Below are 24,431 nucleotides of genomic sequence, written 5' to 3' on the forward strand. Positions count from 1 at the left end.
AGGCTGCGCCAAGGTCCGCAGGACCTTCAACGATCCTGCAACCCCGTGGCCCTGCCGGCCATGCGCAGCCTGCGGCAGCGGCGACACGAAACCGGTCGCCGCCGCGGATTCACAGGGCGAAGGGAATGCTCAACTTGGCCCACAACATGTCGCCCTCGGGGCGGTTCTCCACGTCGAACTCCTTGGCCCAGCGGATCTCGGCACTGGCGTACTTGAGAAAACGCAGGTGCAGCGCCGGGCCTATGGCGAACACCTGCCCGCGAACACCATCGCTGACGTCCTCGCCCATGAAGGTCACGGTCTTGCCGAACTGCTTGTCGTCGGTGGTCTGCTTCAGGTAGTAGCCGTTGAGCCCCAGGCTCAGGTCGTCGGTCACCCGGTAGCTGGCCGAGTAGTCGAAGTGGAAGATCTGCCCGGAACGGTAGTGGGTGGCATGGTTCTCCTTGTTGAAGCTGTAGGTGCTCTTGAGCGACACCTCGGTACGCTCGGTGGGCAGCCAGGTCATGGAGAACAGCGGCTTGTAGGTGGTGAAGTTGTTGCTGGTGTTGGCCATCCGTTCCTTGTCGTATTCGCCGGTGGGCAAGGTCACTTCCAGGGCCGCGGCCAGGGTCAGGTCGGGGCCCATGTCCCAGAGGATGATCGGCGCCAGGGTGGTGTCGCCCATGCTTTCGCGGCGGTCGCTCTGGCCGAACATCGACACCTGCTGGCGCAGGTACGGCTGGGCCACGTAGCCGCCCAGGCGACCGCCGAGGATGCGCACCGGGCTGAGGTAGTCCAGGCGCGGGATGATGGCGTCGGAGGTGATCTTGACCCCCGGGACCTTGCCGCCGAAGGAGCTGATGTCGAGCTTCTTCGCCTGGTAGTGGTTGTAGTAGAGGTTGAAGGAGAACATGTGGTCCGGGAGCTGGTCGGACCCCAGGGGCAGGACGTAGAAACCGTCGGTGCCGGGGCCGATGTTGTCGACCCCGGACTCGCTGGCCTGGGCGCTCATGCAGCAGGCAGCCAGGGCCATGGCAAGGCCTGGACGCAGGGGAAAGCTGGGACGGGTCGGGTGCATGGTTGGGCTCATTCTTATTGTTAGTAGGGAGGATGCGGCGACCGCACCGGCCGCCCCATAGGAATAAGCCCTGGCCGGCCAGTGGGGCAGGGTATTGGCGGCCACTCAGGGGGACTTTGTCGGACAGCTTGCAATGCCTTGTTACATTCCGCCGTCAATGCCCGTGCTACGAGATATGCTTGGCTGGCCGGTGAGCCCTTGGCACCGCTGCCGTCCGACAATAAGAACAGCCGCTCAAGCGGCCCGGAAACCACCTCCATGAACAAAGCCGTCGATTCCCATGACCAGTTGGCGCTGGTGTCGCCCTTCCTGTTGCAGACCCTGGCCGATGTCGCCAGCGACAAGGGCGTCAGTGCCGAGCGCCTGTGCCGGGGCCTGGGGTTTACCCTGGACGACCTGCAAGACCCGACCTTGCGCATTTCCTATCGCCAGGCGGTCGCGATGATCGAGCGCGCCCTGGCGGCGCTGCCCCAGCAAGGGCTGGGGCTGTGGGTCGGCAGCCGCAACGTGCTGGGCACCCTGGGACTGCTGGGGCATGCCCTGTCCCTGTGCCGGACCCTGGGCGATGCCTTCGAGCTGGGCATCCGCCACCAGCACACCTCGGGCACCATCGTCAGGGCCGATGTCGACTGCCAGGGCGACGAATTTTTTGTCGAGCTGCAATGCCGATTGCCCTATGGCGAGGTGCAGATCTTCGCCGCGGAGGAGTTCTTCGCCAGCTTGCTGATCTATGGCCGGGCACTGTTGAACGCCGACTTCCAGGCGCTACGGGTGGAATTCATGCACGCCGCGCCGGCCTATGCCGGGCTCTACCCCCAACTGCTGGGACCGAACGTGCACTTTGGTTGCCTGCACGCGCGCATGGTGATCGAGGCCCGCTGGTTGCAGGCGCGCTTGCCCAATCATCACCCGGTGGCCCTGCGCCAGGCCCTCAAGCTGCTGGAACTGGAAAGCGCCCAGGTGCACCAGAAGATGGACCTGATCCAGGCGGTGGAGCGGGCCCTGTCCCGGGACCTGCGCTGCGGCAGTCATATCGAGCAGGTGGCGCGGGACCTGAACATGAGCGGACGTACCCTTCGTCGGCGCCTGACCGAGCACGGCCTGACCTTCGAAACCCTGCTGGAGCGAGTGCGACAGGCCCGGACCCTGAACCTGCTGGGCAACCCCGAGCTGTCCATCGAACGCATCACCGAGGAAGTAGGCTACAGCGACGTGCGCAGCTTCCGCCGAGCCTTCAAGCGCTGGACCGGCCTGAGCCCCAGCGCCTTTCGCGAAGAAGCGGCGTTGCATTGAATCTTGCTCGCCCCGGGGCAGCGGCGACACGAGGCCTGTAGCCGCTGTCGAGCCATGGCGAGGCTGCGTCAAGGTCCGCAGGACCTTCAGCGATCCTGCACCCCCCGTGGCCCTGCGGGCCATGCGCAGCCTGCGGCAGCGGCTACACGAAGCATCTCCCGTTCCTTCGCTGGCGCGCCCTACGGCAGCGGCTACACGCTGGCGGCCCATGGCGGTAAACTGCCGGGCTTTATTCAGGAGCTCCCATGAATCATTACCAGCCCGGCATCCTCGCTGCCCCCGTTCCGTCACAGGCCCGCCATCTGTTTTTCGCCCTCGAGTCCATCGAGGCGTTGCCCCGGGCGCTCGATCAATTATTGGCCCGGGTAGACGGTGCCTCGGCGGTAGCCGGGTTCGGTGCCTCGCTGGTCAAGGCCCTGGGCGCTCGTGTAGCCGGCCTGAAGGCGTTCCCGGGGCTGACCGGGGTCGGCGTCGACAACCCTTCGACCCAGCACGCCCTGTGGGTCTGGTTGCATGGCGAGGAGCGTGGTGAGCTGATGCACCGCAGCAACGAACTGGAGGCCGCGCTGGCCCCGGCCTTTCGCCTGGTGCAGATGAACGAGGCCTTCCGCCACAAGACCGGCCACGACTTGACCGGCTACGAAGACGGCACCGAGAACCCCCAGGACGAAGCCGCGGCCACGGCGGCCCTGGCCGACGGTGAAGCCGGCTTGCGCGGCGGCAGTTTTGCCGCGATCCAGCAGTGGCAGCACGACTTCAAGGGCTTTGCCGCGATGCAGCCCGAGGAACGCGACAACATCATGGGCCGGCGCCTGAGCGACAACGAAGAGCTGGACGACGCACCGGTCTCGGCCCACGTCAAGCGCACGGCCCAGGAAAGCTTCGCCCCGGAAGCCTTCCTCGTGCGCCGTTCGATGCCGTGGATCGAAGGCGACAAGGGCGGCCTGATGTTCCTGGCCTTCGGTCATTCCTTCAGCGCCTTCGAAGCCCAGTTGCGGCGCATGAGCGGCCTGGAAGACGGCATCACCGACGGCCTGTACCGCATGAGCCGGCCGATCACCGGTGGCTACTACTGGTGCCCACCGCTTTTGGACGGCCAGCTCGACCTGCGCGCCTTGCAAGCGGCCTGACCGAGCGCATGGCCGCCTCCCGCCCGGGTGGCGGTCCGGCCTCGATAGCACCAGGTGGGCGCAAGCCTCACTTGGGCGGCTGTTGGCGGGCCAGCGGCAGGATGGCCAGGAACGAAAGCGCGCAGATCGCTGCAGAGGCCAGCAGCAACACGCGAAAGTCCAGGGTGTCGCCCAGCAGCCAGGCGGCGAGGGACGGTCCCACGGCCAGGCCGCCACAGATGGCGAGATTGGCCAGTACCACCAGCTTGCCGCCCTGGCGGTCGTAGTCGCTGATCGCCGACAGCAAGAAGGGCAGTGCGAAGGTCCAGGCGAACTTGAAGGCGCAGGCCGCCAGCAGGTAGCGCCAGGAGGAGACCTCGCCAAGCAGGCCGAACAGGCCGGCGGTCATGGCCAGGTAACCCAGGGCCAGCAACCAGGCACGCTGGCCCCGGGCGCCGATCCAGCTGGTCATGGCCGCACCGGCCACTCCCATCAACGAAGCGGTTGCCAGGGCACTGGCGCTGTCGTCAACGGCAATGCCTTGCAGGCGTGCCAATTCACCGGCGAACGTCCAGATGCCGCTGAGGCTCAGGTAGAAAAGAAAGATCGCCAGCATGCCCCGGCCGACCTTGAGGAAAACCCCACGTGCCTGGTGTGGCGGCAGGGGCTGGGTATCGTCTTGACTCCCGGCTGGCAAGGACAGCACCAGGGGCAGGATCAAGGCAGTGAACACGGCGATCAGCAGGAAGAAGCTGGAGAGGCCCCAGTGGCTGAACAGCCACGGCATCAACTGCAGGCATAGCGCTGCCAGTACTAGCTGGCCGGTGACCCAGAGCCCGAACGCACGGGTGGCGTTGGACAAGGTTCCGGCGGTGCCCAGGCAGACCAGCACCAGTGCGGCTTCCGCGAAGGCGGTACTGAAGCGCAGCGCGGTCAGGGGGATGAAGCCGGGCGCCGGGCTGTTCATCAGCAAGGCGGTGAGCAGGTTGCCCAGCAGGAACAGGGCGGCGGCCAGGCCGGCAATCCAGCGCCAGTCGTAGCGGCGCATCCACAGGTAGGTCGGGAGGGTGGAGAGGGCCATGGCGCCCAGCTCCAGGCTGAACAGCCAGCCGACCTGCCGGTTGTCCATGCCCAGTTCGACGATGTAACGGCTGACCAGCGCCGGTGCGGTCAGCAGCACCAGCGGGCCGATGGAGGAGAACAGGATCACCGCCAGCAGGCGCAGGCTGGGCCGGCTTCGCACGATGGACAGGGCAGAGGCGGTCAGGGTGCTCATGGGCATGACTCCGGTTCGCCCAGCAGTGGCGAATGCAGGCTGGCCTTGAGTTGGGCGATCCATTGCCGCTGGTGCTCGGCCAGCGCCTGGCCCGGCAGCGCGCGCATGGCGCTCAGGTGAGGATCGACGATGCCGCTGTGCAGGCCGCTGAGGGTTTCGATGACCGCCAGGCCGAAGTAGGGCACCGAGTTGGCCTCGTAGCCGCCCTCATGGCACAGCACCAGGCGACCGCCGCAGAGTTGTTCGGCGGCGCGCATCAGGCGGGCTGTCAGTTTCCGATAGGCCTCGCTGTGCAACAGCATGCGTCCCAGCGGGTCGTGGGCCCCGGCGTCGAAGCCACAGGGCACCAGGATCAGTTCGGGACGGTGAGCGGCCAGGGCAGGCAGCACGATTTCGTCGAAGGCATGCAGGTAGGCGCCTTCACCTGCGCCCGGGGGCAGGGGGATATTGATATTGAAGCCCAGGCCGGCGCCTGCGCCTTGCTCCTCCACCGTGCCCGAGTCCTGGGGATAGTTGCCGTCCTGGTGCAGGGAGATGGTCAGCACCCGAGGGTCGCTCCAGAAAATGCTCTGGGTGCCGTTGCCGTGGTGCACGTCCCAATCCACCACCGCGATCCGTTGCAGCTCATGGACCGCCAGTGCCTCATGGGCCGCGAGCGCCGCATTGGCCAACAGGCAGAAACCGCGTCCACGGTCGGCTTCGGCGTGGTGTCCAGGGGGACGCACCAGCGCGTAGGCATTGCGTGCATCGCCACGCAGCACCCGTTCGACGGCATCGATCACGCCACCGGCCGAGAGCCTGGCGATCTCGAAGCTGCCGCTGCCGAACGGCGTGTTGTCGCCGGCGTCGCCACCTTGCTGGTCGCTGAGCCTTTGTAGTGCTTGCAGGTAGTCGGCACCATGCACGCGAAGCAGTTGTTCGTCAGTGGCGGCCTTGGGCTTGACCAGCAGCAGTTGCTCGGTGATGCCGCTGATGTCCAGCAGGTTCTTCAGCCGTCGCTTGCTCTCGGGGTTCTCGAAATGCAGGCCAGGCTGGATCTGCAGGCCGGGAGCGAACAGGCCTGCATGGTTGCCGGTGGAATGCCACATGTAGAGTTCGTGCCAGACAAGTGCGGTGTGCATGGGGTCTTTGCCTCGCTGGCGCACGGGGCGGTGCGCAGGTTCTCGGAAGGGTGCCGGGGAGGCACGCACCGAGGTTAGAAAGGCCGTGGCAATCGATAAATACACCCGTGGAGGTAGTGCTGGCTGGCGCTCTTGTCCAGATCTGGCGGGGGAGTGTTTCCTTCGGAAACAGTGTTGGCCAGGGAGGGGGTCATGGTGGTGCGAGGGGCCGGGAAGCCTGCTTGAGGAACAGGTCGCAGAGTTGCATTTGCGAGGACACCGAGAGGCGCGCGTAGATATTGCGCCGATGCACCTTGACCGTGCCGTGGCTGATGCCCAGGTGGCGGGCGATGAGCTTGCCCGGGTTGCCTTGCAGCATCAGTCGCACGACCTGGCGTTCCCGCGGGGTCAGCAGGTCCTCGGCGAAAGTCGCCAGCGCCGCTTCCAGCGGGCTGATCGCCGGGCCCGCCTGCCCGGGATGCTGCTCGCTGAAGCTGCGCAGCAGGTGCTGGAGGATCGGATAGACGTTGTGCAGCGCTTGCAGTTCCCGGGTGCTGGCCGGGCGGCGTGAACGCCTGCCGATGGACATGACCAGGGTGGTCCGGGCATCGGCAGGTACCAGCACGTCGATCTCGTCGGCCAGGTCCAGCTCCTGGTAGTAATGGCGGTAGTAGTCGGTGCCGTGCAGCTGGCAGGTGCGCGGGTTGATGCGCAGGATGCCGCTGGTGCGGCCATCGACGATGGAGCAGGACACCGGGTCCAGGCGATAGATGTCGTCCAGGTAGCGGGCGATGTAGCGCTCGTGATGCTGCGCGGGGTAGTCCTCGTAGAGGATCTGCGGGCGACAGCCCGGGCGATAGGATTTGATGACCACATTGTCGTGGGCCAGCAAGGATTGCAGCGAGTGCGACAGCAGGTCCGGGAACCCCGGGTGGGTGCTGTTCTCCAGCAACCTGGCGAGCATCTGGTGCCAATCGGCGACCTCCCACTTTGCCAGCAGCCTGGTCAGTTGCATGCGCGTCCCCTCGTTCGAGTGTCGGGTGCTTGTGTCAGCATTGGGCAGCAAATGCGGTGCCACCTTGGGGTTGGCCAGGGTGTTCGTGTGGTCGTGCTTGCCGAGCTTGCAGCGGCTGACAGCCTGCGATCGGACAGATGGCAATCAGATATTTCGTACGTTTCTTGTAAGAAAATTCCGAGAAGAGTACAAATGTACTCCATGACGAATTTATCTCCCCGGCGCAGTGCCATCCTGACCTTTATCCGCGAACGCATCGCCGATCACGGCCAGCCCCCAAGCCTCGCTGAAATCAGCCAGGCCTTCGGTTTCGCCTCGCGCAGCGTGGCGCGCAAGCACGTGCTGGCCCTGACCGAGGCCGGGTTCATCGAGGTCAACCCGCATCAGGCCCGGGGCATTCGCCTGCTCAACCAGCCGCGGCGTCCCGAGTTGCTGGAGATCCCGGTGCTGGGGCGGGTGGCTGCCGGTGCGCCGATCGGTGTCGATGCCGAGGTACACGGCCAGTTGCTGCTGGACCCGGGGATGTTCAGCCGTACCCCGGACTACCTGTTGCGGGTCCAGGGCGATTCGATGATCGACGACGGCATCCTCGACGGTGACCTGGTGGCGGTACGCCGCAGCAGCGATGTGCGCAATGGCCAGACCGTGATCGCCCGGCTGGACGGCGAGGTGACCATCAAGCGTTTCGAGCGCAAGGGCCAGGGCATCCGCCTGCTGCCGCGCAACCCGGCCTACCAGCCGATCGAGGTCACGGCCGATCACGAACTGTTCATCGAAGGCGTGTTCTGCGGCCTGGTGAGGCAAGGCTGATGGGCGCCGTGGTTGCACTGGACTCGCTGTTCAATGCCGGCCGGGTGTGGAAGGGCCGCCCGGCTGCCGTGCCTGTCAGTACGCATGCCACCGGCCATGGGGCCCTGGATGCAGTGCTGCCCAGCGGCGGCTGGCCGCAGGCGGCGTTGACCGAAATTCTCGTGGCGGCCCAGGGCCTGGGCGAGTTGCAGTTGCTCTGGCCCAGCCTGGCAAGGCTGGCGGCGGCGGGCGAGCGCATCGTCCTGGTGGCGCCGCCGTTCGTGCCTTTTCCCCTGGCCTGGCAGAACGCCGGGGTGGATGTGCGCCAGTTGTCGATCATCCAGGCCGGGGAGCGCGATGCGCTGTGGGCTGCCGAGCAGTGCCTGCGCTCGGGCAGTTGCGGTGCGGTGCTGTGCTGGCCACAACAGGCTGACGACCGGGCCCTGCGGCGCTTGCAGGTGGCGGCGGAGAGCGGCCAGACCCTGGCCTTTGCCTACCGTCCCCTGGAGGCTGCGCACAACCCGTCGCCGGCAGCCCTGCGCTTGACCCTGCAAGGCCATCCTCCGCAACTGCGGGTACTCAAGTGCCGGGGTGGCCTGGCCCACCCGCTGCCGATTGCCCTGCAAGCCGGGCACTGAGGTCGATATGCGCTGGGTGTGCATCCTGTTCCCGCAATTGGCGCTGGACGCGGTACTGCGTCAGCGTACTGAACCCCAGGCGCCGCTGGCACTGCTCAGCGGCAGCCCGCAGCGGCGGGTGATCCAGGCGGTGAACGAGGCTGCCCGCGAACTGGGCCTGCGCCCCGGGCAGTCGCTGACTGCCGCCCAGGCCCTGAGCAAGGCCTTTGCCTGTGCCGAGTACGATGCGCAGCAGATCGACCACTGGCAGCAATTTCTCGCGGCTTGGGCCTATGGCTTCAGTTCCCAGGTCAGCGTGGCCTACCCACGCACCCTGGTGCTGGAGATCGAGTCGAGCCTGGGCCTGTTCGGCCCCTGGCCACAGTTGCAGGCTCGCTTGCGCCGGGAGCTGCAGGCATTGGGCTTTCGCCATCGGATCGTCGTTGCGCCGAACCCGGCGGCGGCGCGGGTCCTGGCCAATGCCTACGACGGCCTGGCGGTGGCCGACTCGCAAGCCCTGCACCAGGCCCTGGGGCCGATGCCCATCGAACGCCTGGGGCTGGCGCCGGAGCAGGCCACGGCCTTGTCGCGCATGGGCGTGCGCAGTTTCGCGCAACTCCATGGTTTGCCGCGCCAGAGCCTGGCCCGGCGTTTCGATGGCGGTTTGCTCAAGCACCTCGATACCTTGCTGGGCGGGCGCGCATCAGGGCTGGCGTTCTATCAGCCCCCGGATCGCTTCGACGGGCGCATCGAACTGAACTTCGATGTGCAGTCCCACCAGGCGCTGCTGTTTCCCTTGCGCCGGCTGACCGCCGACCTGGCGGCCTTTCTCTGTGGTCGCGACAGTGGCGTGCAGCGCTTCGTCCTGCACCTGGAGCACGTCGAGGGCGCCGACACCCTGGTCGCGGTAGGCCTGCTCAGTGCTGAACGCGATCCGGCGATGCTCTTCGAACTGGCCCGCGGGCGCCTGGAGCAGGTCCAGGTGCCCGCGCCAGTGCGCAACCTGCGCCTGGTGGCCGAGGACCTGCCGCTGTTCGTGCCCCGGCATGCGCAGCTGTTCGAGGAGCGGCCACAGCAGAACCTGCCGTGGGAGCAACTGCGCGAGCGCCTGCGTGCACGCCTGGGGGATGAGGCGGTGCAGGGCCTGGGCCACCGTGCCGATCATCGTCCGGAACTCAGTTGGCAACCCCGCACCGATGCTCGCCCGTGCCCGGCCAGCCCCGGCCTGCGCCGTCCGGGCTGGTTGCTGGCCGAACCCCAGCCGTTGGGCGAGGGCACGGTGCAGATCGTCATGGGGCCGGAGCGCATCGAGTCCGGCTGGTGGGACGGTGCCGATGTGCGCCGTGACTATTACCTGGTCCAGACCCACGCCGGCCAGCAGGGCTGGGCCTACCGCCAGGTCGGCGAGCCCGGGCCGCTGCTGTTGCAGGGCTGGTTCGCATGAGCCTTTATGCCGAGTTGCATTGCCTGTCCAACTTCAGCTTCCAGCGTGGCGCCTCCAGTGCCCGTGAGCTGTTCGAGCGTGGCCAGGCCCTGGGTTACCAGGCGCTGGCCATCACCGACGAATGCACCCTGGCCGGCATCGTGCGGGCCTGGCAGGCATCGCGCGACACCGGCCTGAAGCTGATCGTCGGCAGTGAAATGCAGGTCGAGGAGGGGCCGCGGCTGGTGCTGCTGGTGGAAGAACTGGCGGGTTACCAGGCCCTGTGCCGGTTGATCACCCGCGCCCGGCGCCGTGCCGAGAAAGGTTGCTATCGCCTGCTGCGGGAGGATTTCGCCGAACCCTTGCCGGGGCTGCTGGCACTGTGGCTGGCCGATGAAACTGGCGATCCCGGGCCAGGCCTCTGGTTGCAGCAGGTGTTCCCCGGGCGGCTGTGGCTGGCGGTGGAGCTGCACTGCGGCCAGGACGATGCCCGGCAGTTGCAACAGCGGCTGGCCCTGGCCCGGCAGCTGGATCTGCCAACGGTCGCTTGCGGCGATGTGCACATGCATGTGCGTGGGCGCCGGGCCTTGCAGGACACCATGACCGCGATCCGCCATCACCTGCCGGTGGCCGAGGCCGGGCAGCGTCTGTTCGCCAATGGCGAACGCCACCTGCGGCCGCTGGAGGTGTTGCAGGGCCTGTATCCCCAGGCGTTGCTCGAGGAGTCGCTGGTCATCGCCGGGCGCTGTTGTTTCGACCTGGGCCAGTTGCGTTACCAGTACCCCCGGGAGCTGGTGCCCGAGGGACATGACGCCGGCTCGTGGTTGCGGGTCCTGGTCCAGCGCGGCATCGCCCGGCGCTGGCCGGCCGGGGCCCGGGCCAAGGTGCTGGGGCAGATCGACAAAGAACTGGAGATGATCGGCGAGCTTGGCTACGAGAGTTACTTTCTCACCGTGCATGACATCGTCGCGTTCGCCCGCGAGCAGTACATTCTCTGCCAGGGGCGCGGCTCGGCAGCCAACTCGGTGGTGTGTTTCGTCTTGGGCATCACCGAGATCGACCCGGACCGCTCGGTGATGCTGTTCGAGCGGTTTCTCTCCAGGGAGCGCAACGAGCCGCCGGACATCGACGTCGACTTCGAGCACGAGCGCCGCGAAGAGGTACTGCAGTACGTGTTCCGCCGTTATGGCCGGCACCGTGCGGCGCTGACCGCAGTGGTCAGTACCTATCACGGTGCCGGGGCGGTGCGCGATGTGGCCAAGGCCCTGGGCCTGCCACCGGACCAGATCAACGCCCTGGCCGACTGCTGTGGCCGCTGGAGCGATACGCCACCGAGCGTCGAGCGCCTGCGCGAAGCCGGTTTCGACCCCGAGAGCCCGGTGCTGCGCCGGGTCCTGAGCCTGACCGGGCAACTGATCGGTTTCCCCCGGCACCTGTCCCAGCACCCCGGCGGCTTCGTGATTTCCGAGCAGCCACTGGACAGCCTGGTGCCGGTGGAGAACGCCAGCATGGCCGAGCGCACGGTGATCCAGTGGGACAAGGACGACCTGGACATGGTCGGCCTGCTCAAGGTGGATATCCTGGCCCTGGGCATGCTCAGCGCCATCCGCCGCTGTTTCGACCTGATCCACGGTTATCGTGGCGAGCGCTACAGCCTCGCCAGCATTCCCGGCGAAGACCCCGCGACCTACGCGATGATCGGCCGGGCCGACACCATCGGCGTGTTCCAGATCGAGTCGCGGGCGCAGATGTCGATGCTGCCCCGGCTCAAGCCGAAGAAGTTCTACGACCTGGTGATCGAGGTGGCCATCGTGCGGCCCGGGCCGATCCAGGGCGGCATGGTTCATCCCTATCTGCGTCGGCGCGATGGCAAGGAGCCGGTGACCTATCCCTCGCCTGAGCTTGAAGAGGTGCTGGTGCGCACCCTGGGGGTGCCGCTGTTCCAGGAGCAGGTGATGCAGATCGCGGTGGTTGCGGCCAAGTACACCCCGGGTGAAGCCGACCAGTTGCGCCGCTCCATGGCGGCCTGGAAACGGCACGGTGGCCTGGAGCCGCATCGCGAGCGATTGCGCCTGGGCATGAAGAGCAAAGGCTACAGCGAGGAATTCGCGGCGCAGATCTTCGAGCAGATCAAGGGTTTTGGCAGCTATGGTTTTCCCGAGTCCCATGCCGCCAGTTTCGCCCTGCTGACCTACACCAGCTGCTGGCTCAAGTGCCACGAACCGGCGGCCTTTGCCTGCGCCCTGATCAACAGCTGGCCCATGGGTTTCTACAGCCCGGACCAGATCCTCCAGGATGCCCGCCGCCATGGCTTGCAGATCCTCCCCGTGGACGTGGGTGCCAGCGCCTGGGATTGCAGCCTGGAGCCGATCGTTGGTCGGCCCGGCCCTGATGAACCGGTCGCGCGTGCAGGGCTGTCGAATGCTGTCGTTTGCACCGCCTCCGGGCAGCCGGCCCTGCGCCTGGGATTGCGGATGATCAAGGGGTTTCGCCAGGAGGATGCCCTGCGCATCGAGCAGGTCCGGCGCCAGCAGGTCTTTGTCGATGTCGCCGACCTGGGGGAGCGGGCCCGGCTCGATCTGCGGGCCCTGGAGCTTCTGGCCGATGCCGGGGCCTTGCGCGGCCTGGCCCGGGATCGGTTCCAGGCCCGCTGGGATGTGGCGGGCGTGGAGAAGCAACTGGGGTTGTTCGCCGACCTGCCTGCCCGGGAAGATGCCCCGGTGGAGCTGCCTCGGCCCAGTGTCGGCGAAGACCTGCATGCCGACTACCTCAGCCTGGGCACCACCCTGGGCCCGCATCCCCTGGCCTTGCTCAGGCCGCAGCTCGCGGCCCTACGCTGCCGCAGCTCCCGCGACCTGCAGGCGCTGGAGCACGGACGGCCGGTGAGCGTGGCCGGGCTGGTGACCGGACGCCAGCGTCCGGGGACCGCCAGCGGGGTGACCTTCGTCACCCTGGAAGACGAATTCGGCAACCTCAATGTGGTGGTCTGGCGCGACCTGGCTGAGCGCCAACGCAGGGTGCTGGTGGGGTCGCAGTTGCTCAAGGTCGACGGCATCCTGGAAAGCGAGGGTGGGGTACGCCACCTGGTGGCCGGGCGACTGAGCGACCTGACCCTGCTGCTGGACGGCATCAATGTGCGCAGCCGGGACTTTCGCTGACGGATCTGGCCTGGAGCCCTGTCCTCACCCAAGATCGCCGCGCCCCTGCGGGCCATGCGCAGCCTGCGGCAGCGGCTCCACGAAGCCAATACCGGTGTAGCCGCTGTCGAGCCTGCGAGGCTGCGCCAAGGTCCGCAGGACCTTCAACCCATTCGAGATCGCCGCGCCCCTGCGGGTCGTACGCAGCCTGCGGCAGCGGCTCCACGAAGCGAATACTGATGTAGCCGCTGTCGAGCCCAGGCGAGGCTGCGCCAAGGTCCGCAGGACCTTCAGCCCATTCAAGATCGCCGCGCCCCTGCGGGTCGTACGCAGCCTGCGGCAGCGGCTACACGAAGCCAATACCGATGTAGCCGCTGTCGAGCCCAGGCGAGGCTGCGAAAAGGCCCGCAGGGCCTTGCTTGGCCATCTCCCGCCGGACCGTCGGCACTCTGAAGATCAGCACGTTGCTGGGCGGCTTGCGGCAGCGGCCACAGCCAAGCATTAATGATTTTTATTCCTTTTCGACGTGATATCGCTTTGGCATAATCGCCGCCGATGATGCCTTCGCATCCCGTTTCAGAGCATCCTGCCTGCCACTTCGCAGCCCGCACAGTCCGGCTTCGATGCAGTGTGGCGGGGTGAAAACGCGTTCAATGGATACTCAAGAAGGAACATAGAGTGAGAGTGATCTCGAAGTTGCTGTTGTCAGGCACTGCAGTGGCGGTGCTGGCAGGTATGAGCGGTTGTGCCACGGAAAGCTCCCGGGCCTTGCCGGTGGAAAAAGTCCAGAGCGCCAGCCAGGTCTGGAGCGGCGTCCGGGTTCCGATGGCGGTGGGCAAGTTCGACAACCGTTCCAGCTACATGCGCGGGATTTTCTCCGATGGCGTCGACCGTCTCGGCGGCCAGGCCAAGACCATCCTCATCACTCATCTGCAGCAGACCAACCGTTTCAGCGTGCTGGACCGCGACAACATGGGCGAGATCCAGCAGGAAGCGGTGATCAAGGGCCAGGCGCAAAAACTCAAGGGCGCGGATTTCGTGGTGACTGGCGACGTCACCGAGTTCGGTCGCAAGGAAACCGGCGACCACCAGCTGTTCGGCATCCTCGGCCGTGGCAAGACCCAGGTGGCCTACGCCAAGGTGGCCTTGAACATCGTCAACATCAGCACCTCCGAAGTGGTCTATTCGACCCAGGGCGCCGGCGAGTACGCGCTGTCCAACCGCGAAGTGATCGGCTTCGGCGGCACGGCCTCCTACGACTCGACCCTCAACGGCAAGGTCCTGGACCTGGCCATGCGCGAGGCCGTCAACCGCATGGTCGAGGCCATCGACGCCGGAGCCTGGAAACCGGGCCGCTGATCACCACTGCCAACAGGGAAAGTGCACACATGTTCAAGACGATGATGGCCCGGCCAGTGATGGCCGCTGCCGTGCTGGGCTGCGTATTGCTGGCCGGCTGCAGCGCGCCGAAGACGCTGTACCAGTGGGAAAGCTACCAGACCCAGACCTACGAGTATTTCAAGGGCGAAGGCGCCCGCGAGGCCCAGATCGAGGCGCTGGAGCGCGACCTGCAGAAGATCAAGTCCACCGGCAAGGCAGTGCCACCGGGATACCACGCACACCTGGGCATGCTCTACGCCGGCCTGGGCAAGGATGACCAGATGGTGCAGCAGTTCAATACCGAGAAGGCGCTGTTCCCGGAATCGGCGAAGTACATGGACATGCTGCTCAAGAGCGCCAAGCAGGGGGCTGCCCAATGAACCTGCCGACCTTGCGCAACCTCCTGGGCCTGTTGGCCGTCAGCCTGCTGGTGGGCTGCGCAGCCCCCAAGACGGTGGACTACGCGGCCTACAAGCAGGCCCGGCCGAAGTCGATCCTGGTGCTGCCACCGCTCAATGAATCGCCGGACATCAAGGCCACCTACAGCATGCTGTCCCAGGTGACCTTGCCCCTGGCCGAGGCCGGTTACTACGTGATGCCCATTGCGGTGGTGGATGAAACCTTCCGCCACAACGGCCTGACCAACCCGGCGGACATCCATGGCCTGCCGCCTGCCAAGCTCAACGAAATCTTCGGCGCCGATGCCGGCCTGTACATCACCGTCAAGGAGTACGGCACCAGCTACATGCTGATCAGCAGCGAGACCGCGGTCACCGCCAGCGCGACCCTGGTCGACCTCAAGACCGGCACCACGCTGTGGACCGGCACGGCCCGGGCCTCCAGCGAGGAAGGCAACAACAATAGCGGTGGCCTGGTGGGCATGCTGATTACCGCTGCGGTGAAGCAGATCATCAACACCTCCACCGATGCCGGCCATCCGATCGCCGGCATCACCAGCCAGCGCTTGCTGTCGGCCGGGCAACACAACGGCCTGCTGTACGGTCCGCATTCACCGAAATACGGCACCGACTGATCCGGGAGCGGGCAACCCGCTCTCTGCCGGGCGGCGGCCGCGAGCCGCCGCCCGGACTGGTCGCCATCGCCTATCCTGTTTATTCAGCCTTGCCTGGCTCAGTTTGCCTGGGGGGCAGGTCTTGCGGCGAAAACCCTGAAACCATTGGCCCGGGCCATGCTCCAAGACTTCGGAGAGTGCGTGCGGTCCTTTGCCCACTCAAGTCATGCCACGTTTTTCGCAGAGTCCGTTCATGCCGTTCTTATCCGATCATCACGGGTGCCAGGGCTGGAAAGGCGAGATGGCCGGGCGCATCCGCGCCTTCGACTGGTCCCAGACCAGCCTCGGCTCGCTGCAGCACTGGAGCCACAGCCTGTGCAGCACGGTGCAACTGATGCTGGGTTCGCCAGTGCCGATGGTGATGCTCTGGGGCCCCCTGGGGTACATGATCTACAACGACGCCTATGCGGTATTCGCGGGCGGACGTCATCCTTACCTGCTCGGGTGCGCGGTGGAGCGCGGCTGGCCGGAGGTGGCCGAATTCAATCGTGCAGTGATGAACACCTGCCTGAACGGCGGCACCCTGACCTATCACAACAAGGAACTGGTGCTGCTGCGCAATGGCGACCCGGAAAGTGTCTGGCTGGACCTCTACTACAGCCCCGTGGCAGGTGACGACCAGGCACCGGCCGGGGTCATCGCCATCGTTGTGGAAACCACCGCCCACGTGATTTCCGAACAGCGCCGGCAGGCCGCCGAGGCGGCTTACCGGGCAGAGAACGAACGGGTCCAGCTGGCCTTGAACGCCGGTGCCTTGCTGGGCTCTTTCGTGTGGGACATCAAGCACCAGGTGTTCTCCAGCGATGAGCGTTTTGCCCGGACCTTTTCCTACCCGGCAGGGCAGTCCCTGGAGGACCTGCCGATTGCCATCGCCGAAAGCCGTATCCATCCCGACGACCTGCCACGCATCCGTGAGCTGGTGGACTACAGCCTGACCCATGGCGGCCCTTACAGCGCCGAATACCGGGTGCGGCGTGCCGACGGCAGCTACAACTGGGTGCTGGCCTGTGGTCGCTGCGAGCTCGACGACCAGGGCCAGGCCCTGCGCTTTCCCGGGGTGCTGATCGATATCCAGGAGCGCAAGATCGCCGAAGAATCTCTGCGCCAGTTGACTCGTGACCTGGAACAGCGGGTGGTGGAGGAAGTCGACGCGCGCTTGAGTGCCGAGGAGCAGTTGCGCCAGGCGCAGAAGCTCGAAGCCATTGGCGGCCTCACTGGCGGCGTGGCCCATGACTTCAACAACCTGCTGCAGGTGATCTCCGGCAACCTGCACCTGCTGGCCCGTCACGAACCGGACAACGCCAATGTGCAGCGGCGCACCGGTGCCGCGCTGGCAGCGGTGGAGCGGGGGGCCAAGCTGTCGGCCCAGCTGCTGGCCTTCGCCCGGCGCCAGCCGCTGTCTCCGGCGGTCTACGATCCGCGCCACCTGTATGAAGACCTGGGTGAACTGTTGCAACGCGCCCTGGGGGAAACCATCCGCATCGAGGTGCAACTGCCCGAGGCGCCCTGGTGCATCCATGTCGATCGCAACCAGCTGGAAAACGCGGTACTCAACCTGATGCTCAACGCCCGGGATGCCATGGGCGGCGAGGGCACCATCCAGATTCGCGTCGAGAACCGGATGCTGGGGCACGACGACTGCGTCGGCAAGGACATCGAGCCCGGCCAGTACCTGTGCCTGAGCGTGGCCGACAGCGGTGGCGGCATGTCGGCCGCGGTGCTCGAACAGGCCTTCGAGCCCTTCTTCACCACCAAGACCGAAGGCCAGGGCACCGGCCTGGGGTTGAGCATGGTGTTCGGGTTCGTCAAGCAGAGTGGCGGCCATGTAGAGATCTTCAGCAGCCCCGAGCGGGGGACCCGGGTGCAGATGTACTTCGCCCGCTGCGTCGGCCGGGAAGCCGTCGGGCTCCACCGGCCAGGCCGCCAGGTGCCCTCCGGCCAGGAACGCATCCTGGTGGTGGAGGACAACGCCGAGGTGCGCACTGCTGCCGTGGACATGCTCCAGCTCGACGGTTATCGGGTACGCACGGCGGCCAGCGGTGATGCCGCCATGCAGCTGTTGATGGATGGGCTCGAGGTCGACCTGATCTTCACTGACGTGGTGATGCCCGGCCTGATCAAGAGCACCGACCTTGCCACCTGGGCCAAGGCCCAGGTCCCGCCGATCGCGGTGCTGTTCACCTCCGGCCATACCCGCGACCTGATCGCGCGCGACCACCTGCTCAGCCCGGACACGCACCTGCTGGGCAAGCCCTACGGACCCGATGACCTGAACGCCATGGTGCGTTCGTTGCTGGGGAGCTGATGGCGTCGATGTGACGGAGCGCATAAAAAAGCCATGGGTCCGGCGACAAACTGGCGGCAAGCTTCTACGCTGTACCAAATTGAATGAACTTGTACTGTTTTGCCGGTGACCAAGGACAGGGGCGCTGACCGCCTGATCCCACCATAATGATGCTTGTCTTGCGCGGTTTTTTCCTTCAACCCTTTTTGGATCCTCTGCCGTGATCTCAGCCCTCGAACTGCGCAGAATCATCGAAACCAGTTTCCTGCCCTTGCATTGCCAATGCACCATCGGTCACGACGGTGCCATGACCGTGCGTATCTGCGATCCGGCCAGCGGTCGTGTCGACCTGTTCGTGACCGGCATCGCCACGCGCTCGCTGACCAGTGCGCGGGCCATCTGCGAGCTGGTCGCCGAGCTGCGCTACGACCTTCGGCATGCCGGGCTGGTTGCGGAGCAAGGTGGCCAGCGCCCGGCGGGACGCTGAAGATCCGTCGGCGCGCAGGCTTGCCCCGGGCCCTGGGGAGTGTGTGATGATCGGCGGTCGGCGCTCCTCACACTTCGCGGTTTCCCAGACAAGGCAGGCCCATGACTTCTCCGTCCGATAGCCCTTCCGATCGCTCCTCAGATGGGCTCTCAAATAGCTCCTCAGATAGCTCCTCAAATTCCCAGGCCGGCGCGGCACCGGTCCACCATTCCGGCTTCGTCCGGGTGCGTGGTGCCCGCGAGCACAACCTGCGCAATGTCGACGTGGACATTCCCCGGGATGCGCTGGTGGTGTTCAGTGGCGTGTCCGGGTCGGGCAAGTCGTCCCTGGCATTCTCGACCCTGTACGCCGAGGCCCAGCGCCGTTACTTCGAGTCGGTGGCGCCCTACGCCCGGCGCCTGATCGACCAGGTCGGGGTGCCGGACGTTGACAGCATCGATGGCTTGCCGCCAGCGGTGGCCCTGCAGCAACAGCGCGGCAGCCCCAGCACGCGCTCATCGGTGGGCAGTGTGACCACCTTGTCCAGCCTGGTGCGCATGCTCTATTCCCGGGCCGGCAGCTACCCACCGGGGCAGCCGATGCTGTATGCCGAGGATTTCTCGCCGAACACGCCCCAGGGTGCCTGCCCGCAGTGCCATGGCCTGGGCCGGGTGTACGAGGTCGACGAAGCGAGCATGGTCCCCGACCCTTCACTGACCATCCGCCAGCGCGCCATTGCCTCCTGGCCCCTGGCCTGGCAGGGACAGAACCTGCGGGACATCCTGGTGACCCTGGGCTACGACGTCGACATCCCCTGGCGCGAACTGCCGAAGAAACAGCGCGACTGGATTCTTTTCACCGAACAGACCCCCACGGCGCCGGTTTACGCCGGGCTGACCCCGGAGCAGACCCGCGAAGCCCTTGCACGCAAACAGGAGCCCAGCTATATGGGCACCTTCAGCGGCGCCCGGCGCTACGTGCTGCACACCTTCACCCATACCCAGAGCGCGCTGATGAAAAAGCGCGTGTCGCAGTTCATGCGCGGCAGCCCATGCCCGCTGTGCGAGGGCAAGCGCCTCAAGCGCGAGGCCCTGGGGGTAACCTTCGCCGGGCTGGATATCGGCGAGCTGGCGCGCCTGCCACTGCTGCAGCTGGCCGAGGTGTTGCGGCCGGTGGCGGCGGCGGATTACCTGGAGCAGGCGGCGGCCGATGATCAGGTGCTGAGCCCTGCGCAGACCCGCGCCGCGCGCCAGCAACGGCATGCCCAGGGGGCTCCTGAACATCGCGGGGCGCCGGATGTGCGGCATACGCCGAACCTGTCCCCGGAAAAACGCCTGGCCGCCCAGCGCATCGCCCAGGACCTGCTGGAGCGAGTCAGCACCCTGACCGACCTCGGCCTGGGTTACCTGGCCCTGGAGCGCAGCACGCCGAGCCTGTCCTCCGGCGAGTTGCAGCGCCTGCGCCTGGCGACCCAGCTGGGTTCGCAACTGTTCGGGGTGATCTATGTGCTGGACGAGCCGTCGGCGGGCCTGCACCCGGCCGATGCCGAGGCGCTGTTCACGGCCTTGCAGCGGCTCAAGGCCGCCGGCAACTCGCTGTTCGTGGTGGAGCACGATGTGCAGACCATGCGCCGCGCCGACTGGCTGGTGGATGTCGGCCCGGCGGCGGGAGAGCGGGGCGGCCAGGTGCTGTACAGCGGGCCGCCGGCAGGCTTGGTCGATGTGGCGCAATCCCAGACCCGGGCCTACCTGTTCGCCGAACAGGCGCCGCCCCGGCGGACTCCGCGTTCGCCCCAGGGTTGGCTGCGCCTTGCCGGCATCACTCGCAATAACCTCAAGGCGCTGGACGCCGAGTTTCCCCTGGGCTGTTTCACGGCGGTGACCGGGGTTTCCGGTTCCGGCAAGTCGAGCCTGGTGAGCCAGGCCCTGCTGGAGTTGGTGGGTGCGCACCTGGGCAAGGCATCGGTCGGCGACGAAGCCCCGGCGCTGGACCTGGAGGACGACGCGCCGGTCAGCAGCGGCGGCCGGGTGGTGGCCGGCATGGAGCAGATCAAGCGCCTGGTGCAGGTGGACCAGAAACCCATCGGCCGCACCCCGCGCTCCAATCTCGCGACCTACACCGGGCTGTTCGATCATGTGCGCAAGCTGTTCGCCGCGACCCCCGAGGCCCGGGAACGGGGGTTTGATGCCGGGCAGTTTTCCTTCAACGTGGCCAAGGGGCGTTGCCCGGCCTGTGAGGGCGAGGGTTTTGTCAGCGTCGAATTGCTGTTCATGCCCAGCGTCTTCGCCCCGTGCCCGACCTGCCATGGCGCGCGCTACAACCCCCAGACCCTGGCCGTGACCTGGCAGGGCTTGAACATCGCCCAGGTGCTGCAGTTGAGTGTCGAGCAGGCCTTGCCAGTCTTCGCCGAGCAACCGGGCATCCGCCGCGCCCTGGAAGTGCTGCGCGATATCGGCCTGGATTACCTGCGCCTGGGCCAGCCGGCGACTGAGCTGTCCGGCGGCGAGGCGCAGCGCATCAAGCTGGCCACCGAGCTGCAACGCAATGCCCGGGGCGCGACCCTGTATGTGCTGGACGAACCCACCACCGGCCTGCACCCTCGGGATGTGGATCGCCTGCTGGAGCAGTTGGACAAGCTGGTGGCGGCAGGGCACAGCCTGGTGGTGGTCGAGCACGAAATGCGCGTGGTGGCCCAGGCTGACTGGGTCATCGACATCGGTCCCGGAGCAGGGGATGAGGGAGGCCGCCTGGTGGCTTGTGGCACGCCCGAGCAGCTGGCCCGGCAGGGTGACAGCCGCACCGCGCCCTTCCTGGCCGCAGCCCTGGCTGGGGATTGATCCAGGACAGCCGATGGCGACGAACGGTTACCGCTGGTCTGATTGACGGTCGACAGACCCGGGGGGCCAAGGCCATGCTGATGACTGGCAGGGGCGTCACGGCGCCCCTGCTACCGATCAACCACGGAGGTGTTCCATGCCGGTGACCCACGATCTTTACCAGGACCTGAGCTGCAGCAAAGAAGACATTCAACAGCGTCGTGCCGAGGATCCCCACCTCAATGCCCTGTTCGACAAATACAACAGTATCGACGACCAGGTGCTCAAGGCCGAAGCTGCGGCTGCCGCAGACGACGAAGTAAGGAAACTCAAGGAACGACGCCTGCTGATCAAGGACGAGATCTCCCAGAAACTCACCGCCCGCTCCTGACCTCCCGTCCATCGCGCCTGTGGCCAGGCCACAGGCCGCCTTCAACTCAACCAAGCTACCGCGTCTGCGACCGGTCGTGCAGCGGCCGCAGGTCAGCGTTTGGGCTGATTCATCTGGTGCCCGCTGCGCGGTCATGCGCAGCCTTGGGCAGCGGCTACACGAAGCTGTTGTAGCCGCTGCCGAGCCTGCGAGGCTGCGCCAAGGTCCGCAGGACCTTCAACCCACCCGAGTTCGCCGCACGCCCCTGCGGGCCGGGCGTTCAACGTTCGCCAGCCAGGGCCTCCTGCAACGGCAGGCGCGCCATGTGCCGGGCACTCAGGGAACCCAGGTACAACGCGTCCCCGTATTCGCGCACCGTGGTGATCGGCGAGTAGTTGCCGCTGCTGCCGTCCTGCAGGTTGGCGATCACCCGGCCCTGGGTGTCCAGCCCCAGCACGAAGCCGCGTTTCTCCACCGGCTTGGGCAGGACCAGCATCGCCCGCACCAGCATCTTGCGCACGAACGGATAGGGCGCGGTGCCGTCCAGCAGCGAATTGCGCGGCGCATACAAGGCTACCCAGAACCGGTCGCGACCATTGAAGCTGAGGTTGTCCGGCAGGCCTGGCAGGTTGTCGATGAACAGGTCGTGCTGGCCGGCCTTGTCTCCCTTGAGCCAGTAGCGGCTGATGCGATAGGCCCCGGTTTCATTGACCAGGACAAAGGCTTCGTCCGGCCCCAGGGCGATGCCATTGGCGAACTCCAGCCCGTCCAGCAGGACTTCGGTGCGACCGCTCTGGAAATCGTAGCGCAACAGTCGGCCGTCGCCGCCGTGCTCGATCACCGCTTCGCCGTCGTGGCCGTAACCCCAGCGGCTGCTGGCATCGCTGAAGTACGCATAGCGTCCGGCAGCATCCACCGCGACATCGTCAGTGAAACCGAACTTCAGGCCATTGGCCTCGCTGCTCAGGGGATGCACCTGGCCCTGGTCGTCCAGGGCCAGCAGGCCCTTGATGGCATCGGCGACGATCAAGCGGCCATCCGGATGCCGGGCCAGGCCCAAGGGCCGGCCACCGGTATTGGCCAGCACCTTGAGTGCCGTGCCGTCGAGGCTGGTCTGGATCACTCGGCCGTCGTGCAGGCCGGCGATCAACTGGTCATGTTCCAGCAACAGGGCTTCGGGGCCGGCGATGTCCCTGGCTCCAACGGCCTGTACCGCCTTGAGCTTGTGGTTCTCGGCGAACGGGCCCTGGCTCAGCGAGGGGGCCGGTGCGGGGTTCCAGGCCACCGGCTGGACCTGGGTCGGCGCCAGCAGCAGGAAGGCCAGGATGGCGACGACCAGCAGCAGGATGATCCGGCCGGCACCGAAGCGGCGAGGGGCGATCTGGTTCATGCAGTGACTCCTGTCTGTGTCCGGTTCAGGACGGGCTGCCTGCCGGGACGGCGGGCTTCTGGGCAATGGCTTGCTGGGCCATTTTGCACAATGCCTGCATCGAGGCGGCGGACTCCTGTTCTATCCGTCGCTTGAATAACAGCCGACTACCCAGGCGCATCAGCAGGCTGTCGAAGCGGTACTCCAGGGTCCGCACGAAACGGCTGTGGCCGTTTGCCAGGGGCTGGCATTCGTAGGTGACCTGCAACCATAGACCATGATCGCCCCGGGCTGTAGCGCGCCAGCGCTGGCCCGGCAGGTACTCCTCGACCCGCCAGCTCAGGTGGCCGCTGCGTCCGCCGGCGTGGATGTCTTCCTCGAAACCCTGGCCTGCCGCCAGGGGGCCATCAGCGCCCTGGACCTTGAGCGACGAGGGGTGCCATTGCGGCCAGCACCGTGGGCTGGCGGCATAGGCCAGGGTATCGGCGCTGCTGCGGGGAATGTCGACCTGGTGCTGCATGCGAGTCATGGGCGTGGACCTGGTGAGGGAGTGGGACGGCACCGGAGTGTCTTGCGCTTGCCAGTACAGGGTGCCGAACAGCCAGTCCATCAGCGGCAGCACGATATTGAAGTTGCGTTCCTGCATCAGGTCGCGGCGGTGATGCAGTTCGTGCAGGTGCCGCATCTGGCGAATCCAGGGCAGGCGTGCCAGAGGGTGACTGGCCGGCAGGTGTTCGCAGGCATGGAAGATCTCGTAGGCCAGGTAGCCGATCACCGTGCAACTGGCGAACAGCGCCGCGACGTTGGCGTTCCACAAGCCCAGCATGCCCCACAGCGGCAGGGCGAACAGCAGGCTGTGGAGCACGATCAGCCACGCCGGAAACAGGATCACCCGCCAGTCCCGGCGGCCTTCGTAGGTCATCAGCCCAGGGGTGAAGAAACTGTGGTGATCACCGGTATGCCGGGCGTAGAACATCCGGGCAAAACGCTGCTTGTGATGCCCCAGCCAGCGGTGCACCACGTAGATGCACAGGTTGAAGAACAGCAGGGCCAGCGGTACCGCCAGCCATTCCAGCGGCTGCACCCGGTCCAGGGTGCTCCACAGCAGGGCGATGCACAGCAGGCCATAGGCCAGGACAAAACCGCCGTGAAGCCAGGGGTTGTAGCGCGGACTGACCGCAGCCCGGTATTGCTGGCGAAAATGCTGGGTGGTATCGCGCACGGTGTCGCTCCCGTTGCTGTTCTTGTTGGGCAGCAGCGTAGCCGGCGGTTAATTATCCAGCCAATGGATAGTGGGAATGAGCAATATTCATCAAGCTGAAGACTGTCGGCTCGGCAGCTGAGGCCGGATGCAGTGCGCTCCAGGGCATTTGCGGGGTTCGGCGGAGGGGCTTGGCTTGGGGGCAGGATGGGCCAGGACGCTTGCCGCGTCTGCTGCGCGTGTTGGAGAATCCTGCCCTTCAGGTTCGTTTGGAGCGGTATCCAGTGAAGGATGTTTCATTGCTTGTGCAGGCCCTTGGCAGGGACGAGGCCACTCGGCTGATCTGTACGCTGGCAATCGGTTCGCTGTGCGCATTGCGCGCCGGGGCCATTGCTCTGGAAGAGGCCGAGAGGATGGTGTTCACGCCAGGGACTGCAAGCATCTTGCGGGCCAAGGGCCTGCCCGACGAACTGAGCGAGCTGGTGCTTCAGGGCTGCGAGCTGGAGGATGTCCAGAGCCTGATACCCGAGCGGCTGGATGCCCATGTGCAGCGCCTGATCGAGTGCTTCACCGCGGTACTCCGGGCGGATGCAGGTTATGCACAAAGGGCCGACGAGAGAGTCGGACGGGAGCGTCTTTTTGTCATTGCCTGACGCT

Annotated in this window: 20 protein-coding genes; 14 read left to right on the forward strand and 6 right to left on the reverse strand. The window is 66.2% G+C overall.

The window, feature by feature from the left end; translation table 11 throughout:
- Positions 1-109: 109 nt before the first annotated feature.
- The gene (locus LGQ10_RS31180) at positions 110-1,057 is read right to left on the reverse strand and encodes a transporter (RefSeq protein WP_226524221.1); all 948 of its coding nucleotides are present in this window, start codon (positions 1,055-1,057) and stop codon (positions 110-112) included.
- A 258-nt stretch (positions 1,058-1,315) separates the two neighbouring features.
- Between LGQ10_RS31180 and LGQ10_RS31185 the strand changes: the two genes are divergently transcribed.
- Together LGQ10_RS31185 and LGQ10_RS31190 are read left to right on the forward strand one after the other, a co-directional pair.
- The gene (locus LGQ10_RS31185) at positions 1,316-2,350 is read left to right on the forward strand and encodes an AraC family transcriptional regulator (RefSeq protein WP_058434495.1); all 1,035 of its coding nucleotides are present in this window, start codon (positions 1,316-1,318) and stop codon (positions 2,348-2,350) included.
- Positions 2,351-2,595: 245 nt separating this feature from the next.
- Positions 2,596-3,480, forward strand: coding sequence for a Dyp-type peroxidase (locus LGQ10_RS31190; protein ID WP_226524222.1), 885 nt, complete (start codon positions 2,596-2,598; stop codon positions 3,478-3,480).
- Positions 3,481-3,547: 67 nt separating this feature from the next.
- On the opposite strand, the gene LGQ10_RS31195 is transcribed toward LGQ10_RS31190, so the two are convergent.
- The 3 genes from LGQ10_RS31195 to LGQ10_RS31205 all read right to left on the reverse strand — a co-directional run bounded on the left by LGQ10_RS31195 (position 3,548) and on the right by LGQ10_RS31205 (position 6,850).
- Complete coding sequence (locus LGQ10_RS31195) at positions 3,548-4,735, reverse strand: MFS transporter (RefSeq protein WP_226524223.1); 1,188 nt, start codon at positions 4,733-4,735, stop codon at positions 3,548-3,550.
- Entirely contained in the window at positions 4,732-5,856 is a 1,125-nt protein-coding gene (locus LGQ10_RS31200; RefSeq protein WP_226524224.1) for a class II histone deacetylase, read from the reverse strand. Before LGQ10_RS31200 ends, LGQ10_RS31195 begins: the two co-directional genes overlap by 4 nt.
- A gap of 190 nt (positions 5,857-6,046) precedes the next feature.
- On the reverse strand, positions 6,047-6,850 hold the full coding sequence (locus LGQ10_RS31205) for a helix-turn-helix transcriptional regulator (RefSeq protein WP_226524225.1): 804 nt from the start codon (positions 6,848-6,850) through the stop codon (positions 6,047-6,049).
- A gap of 192 nt (positions 6,851-7,042) precedes the next feature.
- Here LGQ10_RS31205 and lexA point away from each other — a divergent pair, with 192 nt between their 5' ends.
- The 11 genes from lexA (at position 7,043) to LGQ10_RS31260 (ending at position 21,225) form a co-directional block, all read left to right on the forward strand.
- Positions 7,043-7,660: a transcriptional repressor LexA gene (gene lexA, locus LGQ10_RS31210; protein ID WP_226524226.1), complete on the forward strand. Its 618-nt coding sequence runs from the start codon at positions 7,043-7,045 to the stop codon at positions 7,658-7,660.
- Entirely contained in the window at positions 7,660-8,277 is a 618-nt protein-coding gene (gene imuA / locus LGQ10_RS31215) for a translesion DNA synthesis-associated protein ImuA (RefSeq protein WP_058435422.1), read from the forward strand. The genes lexA and imuA overlap by 1 nt, the downstream gene beginning before the upstream one ends.
- A 7-nt stretch (positions 8,278-8,284) precedes the next feature.
- Positions 8,285-9,700, forward strand: a complete 1,416-nt coding sequence (locus LGQ10_RS31220; protein ID WP_226524227.1) for a Y-family DNA polymerase — start codon at positions 8,285-8,287, stop codon at positions 9,698-9,700.
- Complete coding sequence (locus LGQ10_RS31225) at positions 9,697-12,837, forward strand: error-prone DNA polymerase (protein WP_226524228.1); 3,141 nt, start codon at positions 9,697-9,699, stop codon at positions 12,835-12,837. Before LGQ10_RS31220 ends, LGQ10_RS31225 begins: the two co-directional genes overlap by 4 nt.
- 714 nt (positions 12,838-13,551) lie before the next feature.
- Positions 13,552-14,175, forward strand: coding sequence for a CsgG/HfaB family protein (locus tag LGQ10_RS31230; protein ID WP_226526242.1), 624 nt, complete (start codon positions 13,552-13,554; stop codon positions 14,173-14,175).
- Positions 14,176-14,204: 29 nt separating this feature from the next.
- A complete protein-coding gene (locus tag LGQ10_RS31235) occupies positions 14,205-14,576 on the forward strand; it encodes a DUF4810 domain-containing protein (protein WP_058439062.1) in 372 nt (123 codons plus the stop codon).
- On the forward strand, positions 14,573-15,229 hold the full coding sequence (locus tag LGQ10_RS31240; protein WP_226524229.1) for a DUF799 domain-containing protein: 657 nt from the start codon (positions 14,573-14,575) through the stop codon (positions 15,227-15,229). The genes LGQ10_RS31235 and LGQ10_RS31240 overlap by 4 nt, the downstream gene beginning before the upstream one ends.
- Positions 15,230-15,461: 232 nt before the next feature.
- The gene (locus LGQ10_RS31245) at positions 15,462-17,573 is read left to right on the forward strand and encodes a hybrid sensor histidine kinase/response regulator (RefSeq protein ID WP_226524230.1); all 2,112 of its coding nucleotides are present in this window, start codon (positions 15,462-15,464) and stop codon (positions 17,571-17,573) included.
- Positions 17,574-17,772: 199 nt separating this feature from the next.
- Positions 17,773-18,039, forward strand: a complete 267-nt coding sequence (locus tag LGQ10_RS31250; RefSeq protein ID WP_058433252.1) for a DUF1652 domain-containing protein — start codon at positions 17,773-17,775, stop codon at positions 18,037-18,039.
- A gap of 101 nt (positions 18,040-18,140) precedes the next feature.
- Positions 18,141-20,855 carry an excinuclease ABC subunit A gene (locus LGQ10_RS31255; RefSeq protein ID WP_413247578.1) on the forward strand — a complete coding sequence of 905 codons (2,715 nt, stop codon included), beginning with the start codon at positions 18,141-18,143 and terminating at the stop codon, positions 20,853-20,855.
- 136 nt (positions 20,856-20,991) lie between these two features.
- Complete coding sequence (locus LGQ10_RS31260) at positions 20,992-21,225, forward strand: YdcH family protein (RefSeq protein WP_058435136.1); 234 nt, start codon at positions 20,992-20,994, stop codon at positions 21,223-21,225.
- Positions 21,226-21,484: 259 nt separating this feature from the next.
- Here the strand turns inward: LGQ10_RS31260 and LGQ10_RS31265 are convergent, their stop codons facing one another.
- Both LGQ10_RS31265 and LGQ10_RS31270 read right to left on the reverse strand, forming a co-directional pair.
- The gene (locus LGQ10_RS31265; RefSeq protein WP_226524232.1) at positions 21,485-22,594 is read right to left on the reverse strand and encodes an SMP-30/gluconolactonase/LRE family protein; all 1,110 of its coding nucleotides are present in this window, start codon (positions 22,592-22,594) and stop codon (positions 21,485-21,487) included.
- Between the two features lie 25 nt (positions 22,595-22,619).
- Positions 22,620-23,795, reverse strand: a complete 1,176-nt coding sequence (locus LGQ10_RS31270) for an SRPBCC family protein (protein WP_226524233.1) — start codon at positions 23,793-23,795, stop codon at positions 22,620-22,622.
- A gap of 200 nt (positions 23,796-23,995) precedes the next feature.
- Here LGQ10_RS31270 and LGQ10_RS31275 point away from each other — a divergent pair, with 200 nt between their 5' ends.
- Entirely contained in the window at positions 23,996-24,427 is a 432-nt protein-coding gene (locus LGQ10_RS31275) for a DUF3969 family protein (RefSeq protein ID WP_226524234.1), read from the forward strand.
- The last annotated feature ends 4 nt before the right edge of the window (positions 24,428-24,431 follow it).

The organism is Pseudomonas sp. L5B5, from assembly GCF_020520285.1.
GTDB lineage: Bacteria > Pseudomonadota > Gammaproteobacteria > Pseudomonadales > Pseudomonadaceae > Aquipseudomonas.

Bases quoted from the DNA above. Each gene is read 5' to 3' on its own strand.
- LGQ10_RS31180 (WP_226524221.1), bottom strand. From the start codon at position 1,057: ATGCACCCGACCCGTCCCAGCTTTCCCCTGCGTCCAGGCCTTGCCATG.
- LGQ10_RS31185 (WP_058434495.1), top strand. From the start codon at position 1,316: ATGAACAAAGCCGTCGATTCCCATGACCAGTTGGCGCTGGTGTCGCCC.
- LGQ10_RS31190 (WP_226524222.1), top strand. From the start codon at position 2,596: ATGAATCATTACCAGCCCGGCATCCTCGCTGCCCCCGTTCCGTCACAG.
- LGQ10_RS31195 (WP_226524223.1), bottom strand. From the start codon at position 4,735: ATGAGCACCCTGACCGCCTCTGCCCTGTCCATCGTGCGAAGCCGGCCC.
- LGQ10_RS31200 (WP_226524224.1), bottom strand. From the start codon at position 5,856: ATGCACACCGCACTTGTCTGGCACGAACTCTACATGTGGCATTCCACC.
- LGQ10_RS31205 (WP_226524225.1), bottom strand. From the start codon at position 6,850: ATGCAACTGACCAGGCTGCTGGCAAAGTGGGAGGTCGCCGATTGGCAC.
- lexA (WP_226524226.1), top strand. From the start codon at position 7,043: ATGTACTCCATGACGAATTTATCTCCCCGGCGCAGTGCCATCCTGACC.
- imuA (WP_058435422.1), top strand. From the start codon at position 7,660: ATGGGCGCCGTGGTTGCACTGGACTCGCTGTTCAATGCCGGCCGGGTG.
- LGQ10_RS31220 (WP_226524227.1), top strand. From the start codon at position 8,285: ATGCGCTGGGTGTGCATCCTGTTCCCGCAATTGGCGCTGGACGCGGTA.
- LGQ10_RS31225 (WP_226524228.1), top strand. From the start codon at position 9,697: ATGAGCCTTTATGCCGAGTTGCATTGCCTGTCCAACTTCAGCTTCCAG.
- LGQ10_RS31230 (WP_226526242.1), top strand. From the start codon at position 13,552: ATGAGCGGTTGTGCCACGGAAAGCTCCCGGGCCTTGCCGGTGGAAAAA.
- LGQ10_RS31235 (WP_058439062.1), top strand. From the start codon at position 14,205: ATGTTCAAGACGATGATGGCCCGGCCAGTGATGGCCGCTGCCGTGCTG.
- LGQ10_RS31240 (WP_226524229.1), top strand. From the start codon at position 14,573: ATGAACCTGCCGACCTTGCGCAACCTCCTGGGCCTGTTGGCCGTCAGC.
- LGQ10_RS31245 (WP_226524230.1), top strand. From the start codon at position 15,462: ATGCCGTTCTTATCCGATCATCACGGGTGCCAGGGCTGGAAAGGCGAG.
- LGQ10_RS31255 (WP_413247578.1), top strand. From the start codon at position 18,141: ATGACTTCTCCGTCCGATAGCCCTTCCGATCGCTCCTCAGATGGGCTC.
- LGQ10_RS31260 (WP_058435136.1), top strand. From the start codon at position 20,992: ATGCCGGTGACCCACGATCTTTACCAGGACCTGAGCTGCAGCAAAGAA.
- LGQ10_RS31265 (WP_226524232.1), bottom strand. From the start codon at position 22,594: ATGAACCAGATCGCCCCTCGCCGCTTCGGTGCCGGCCGGATCATCCTG.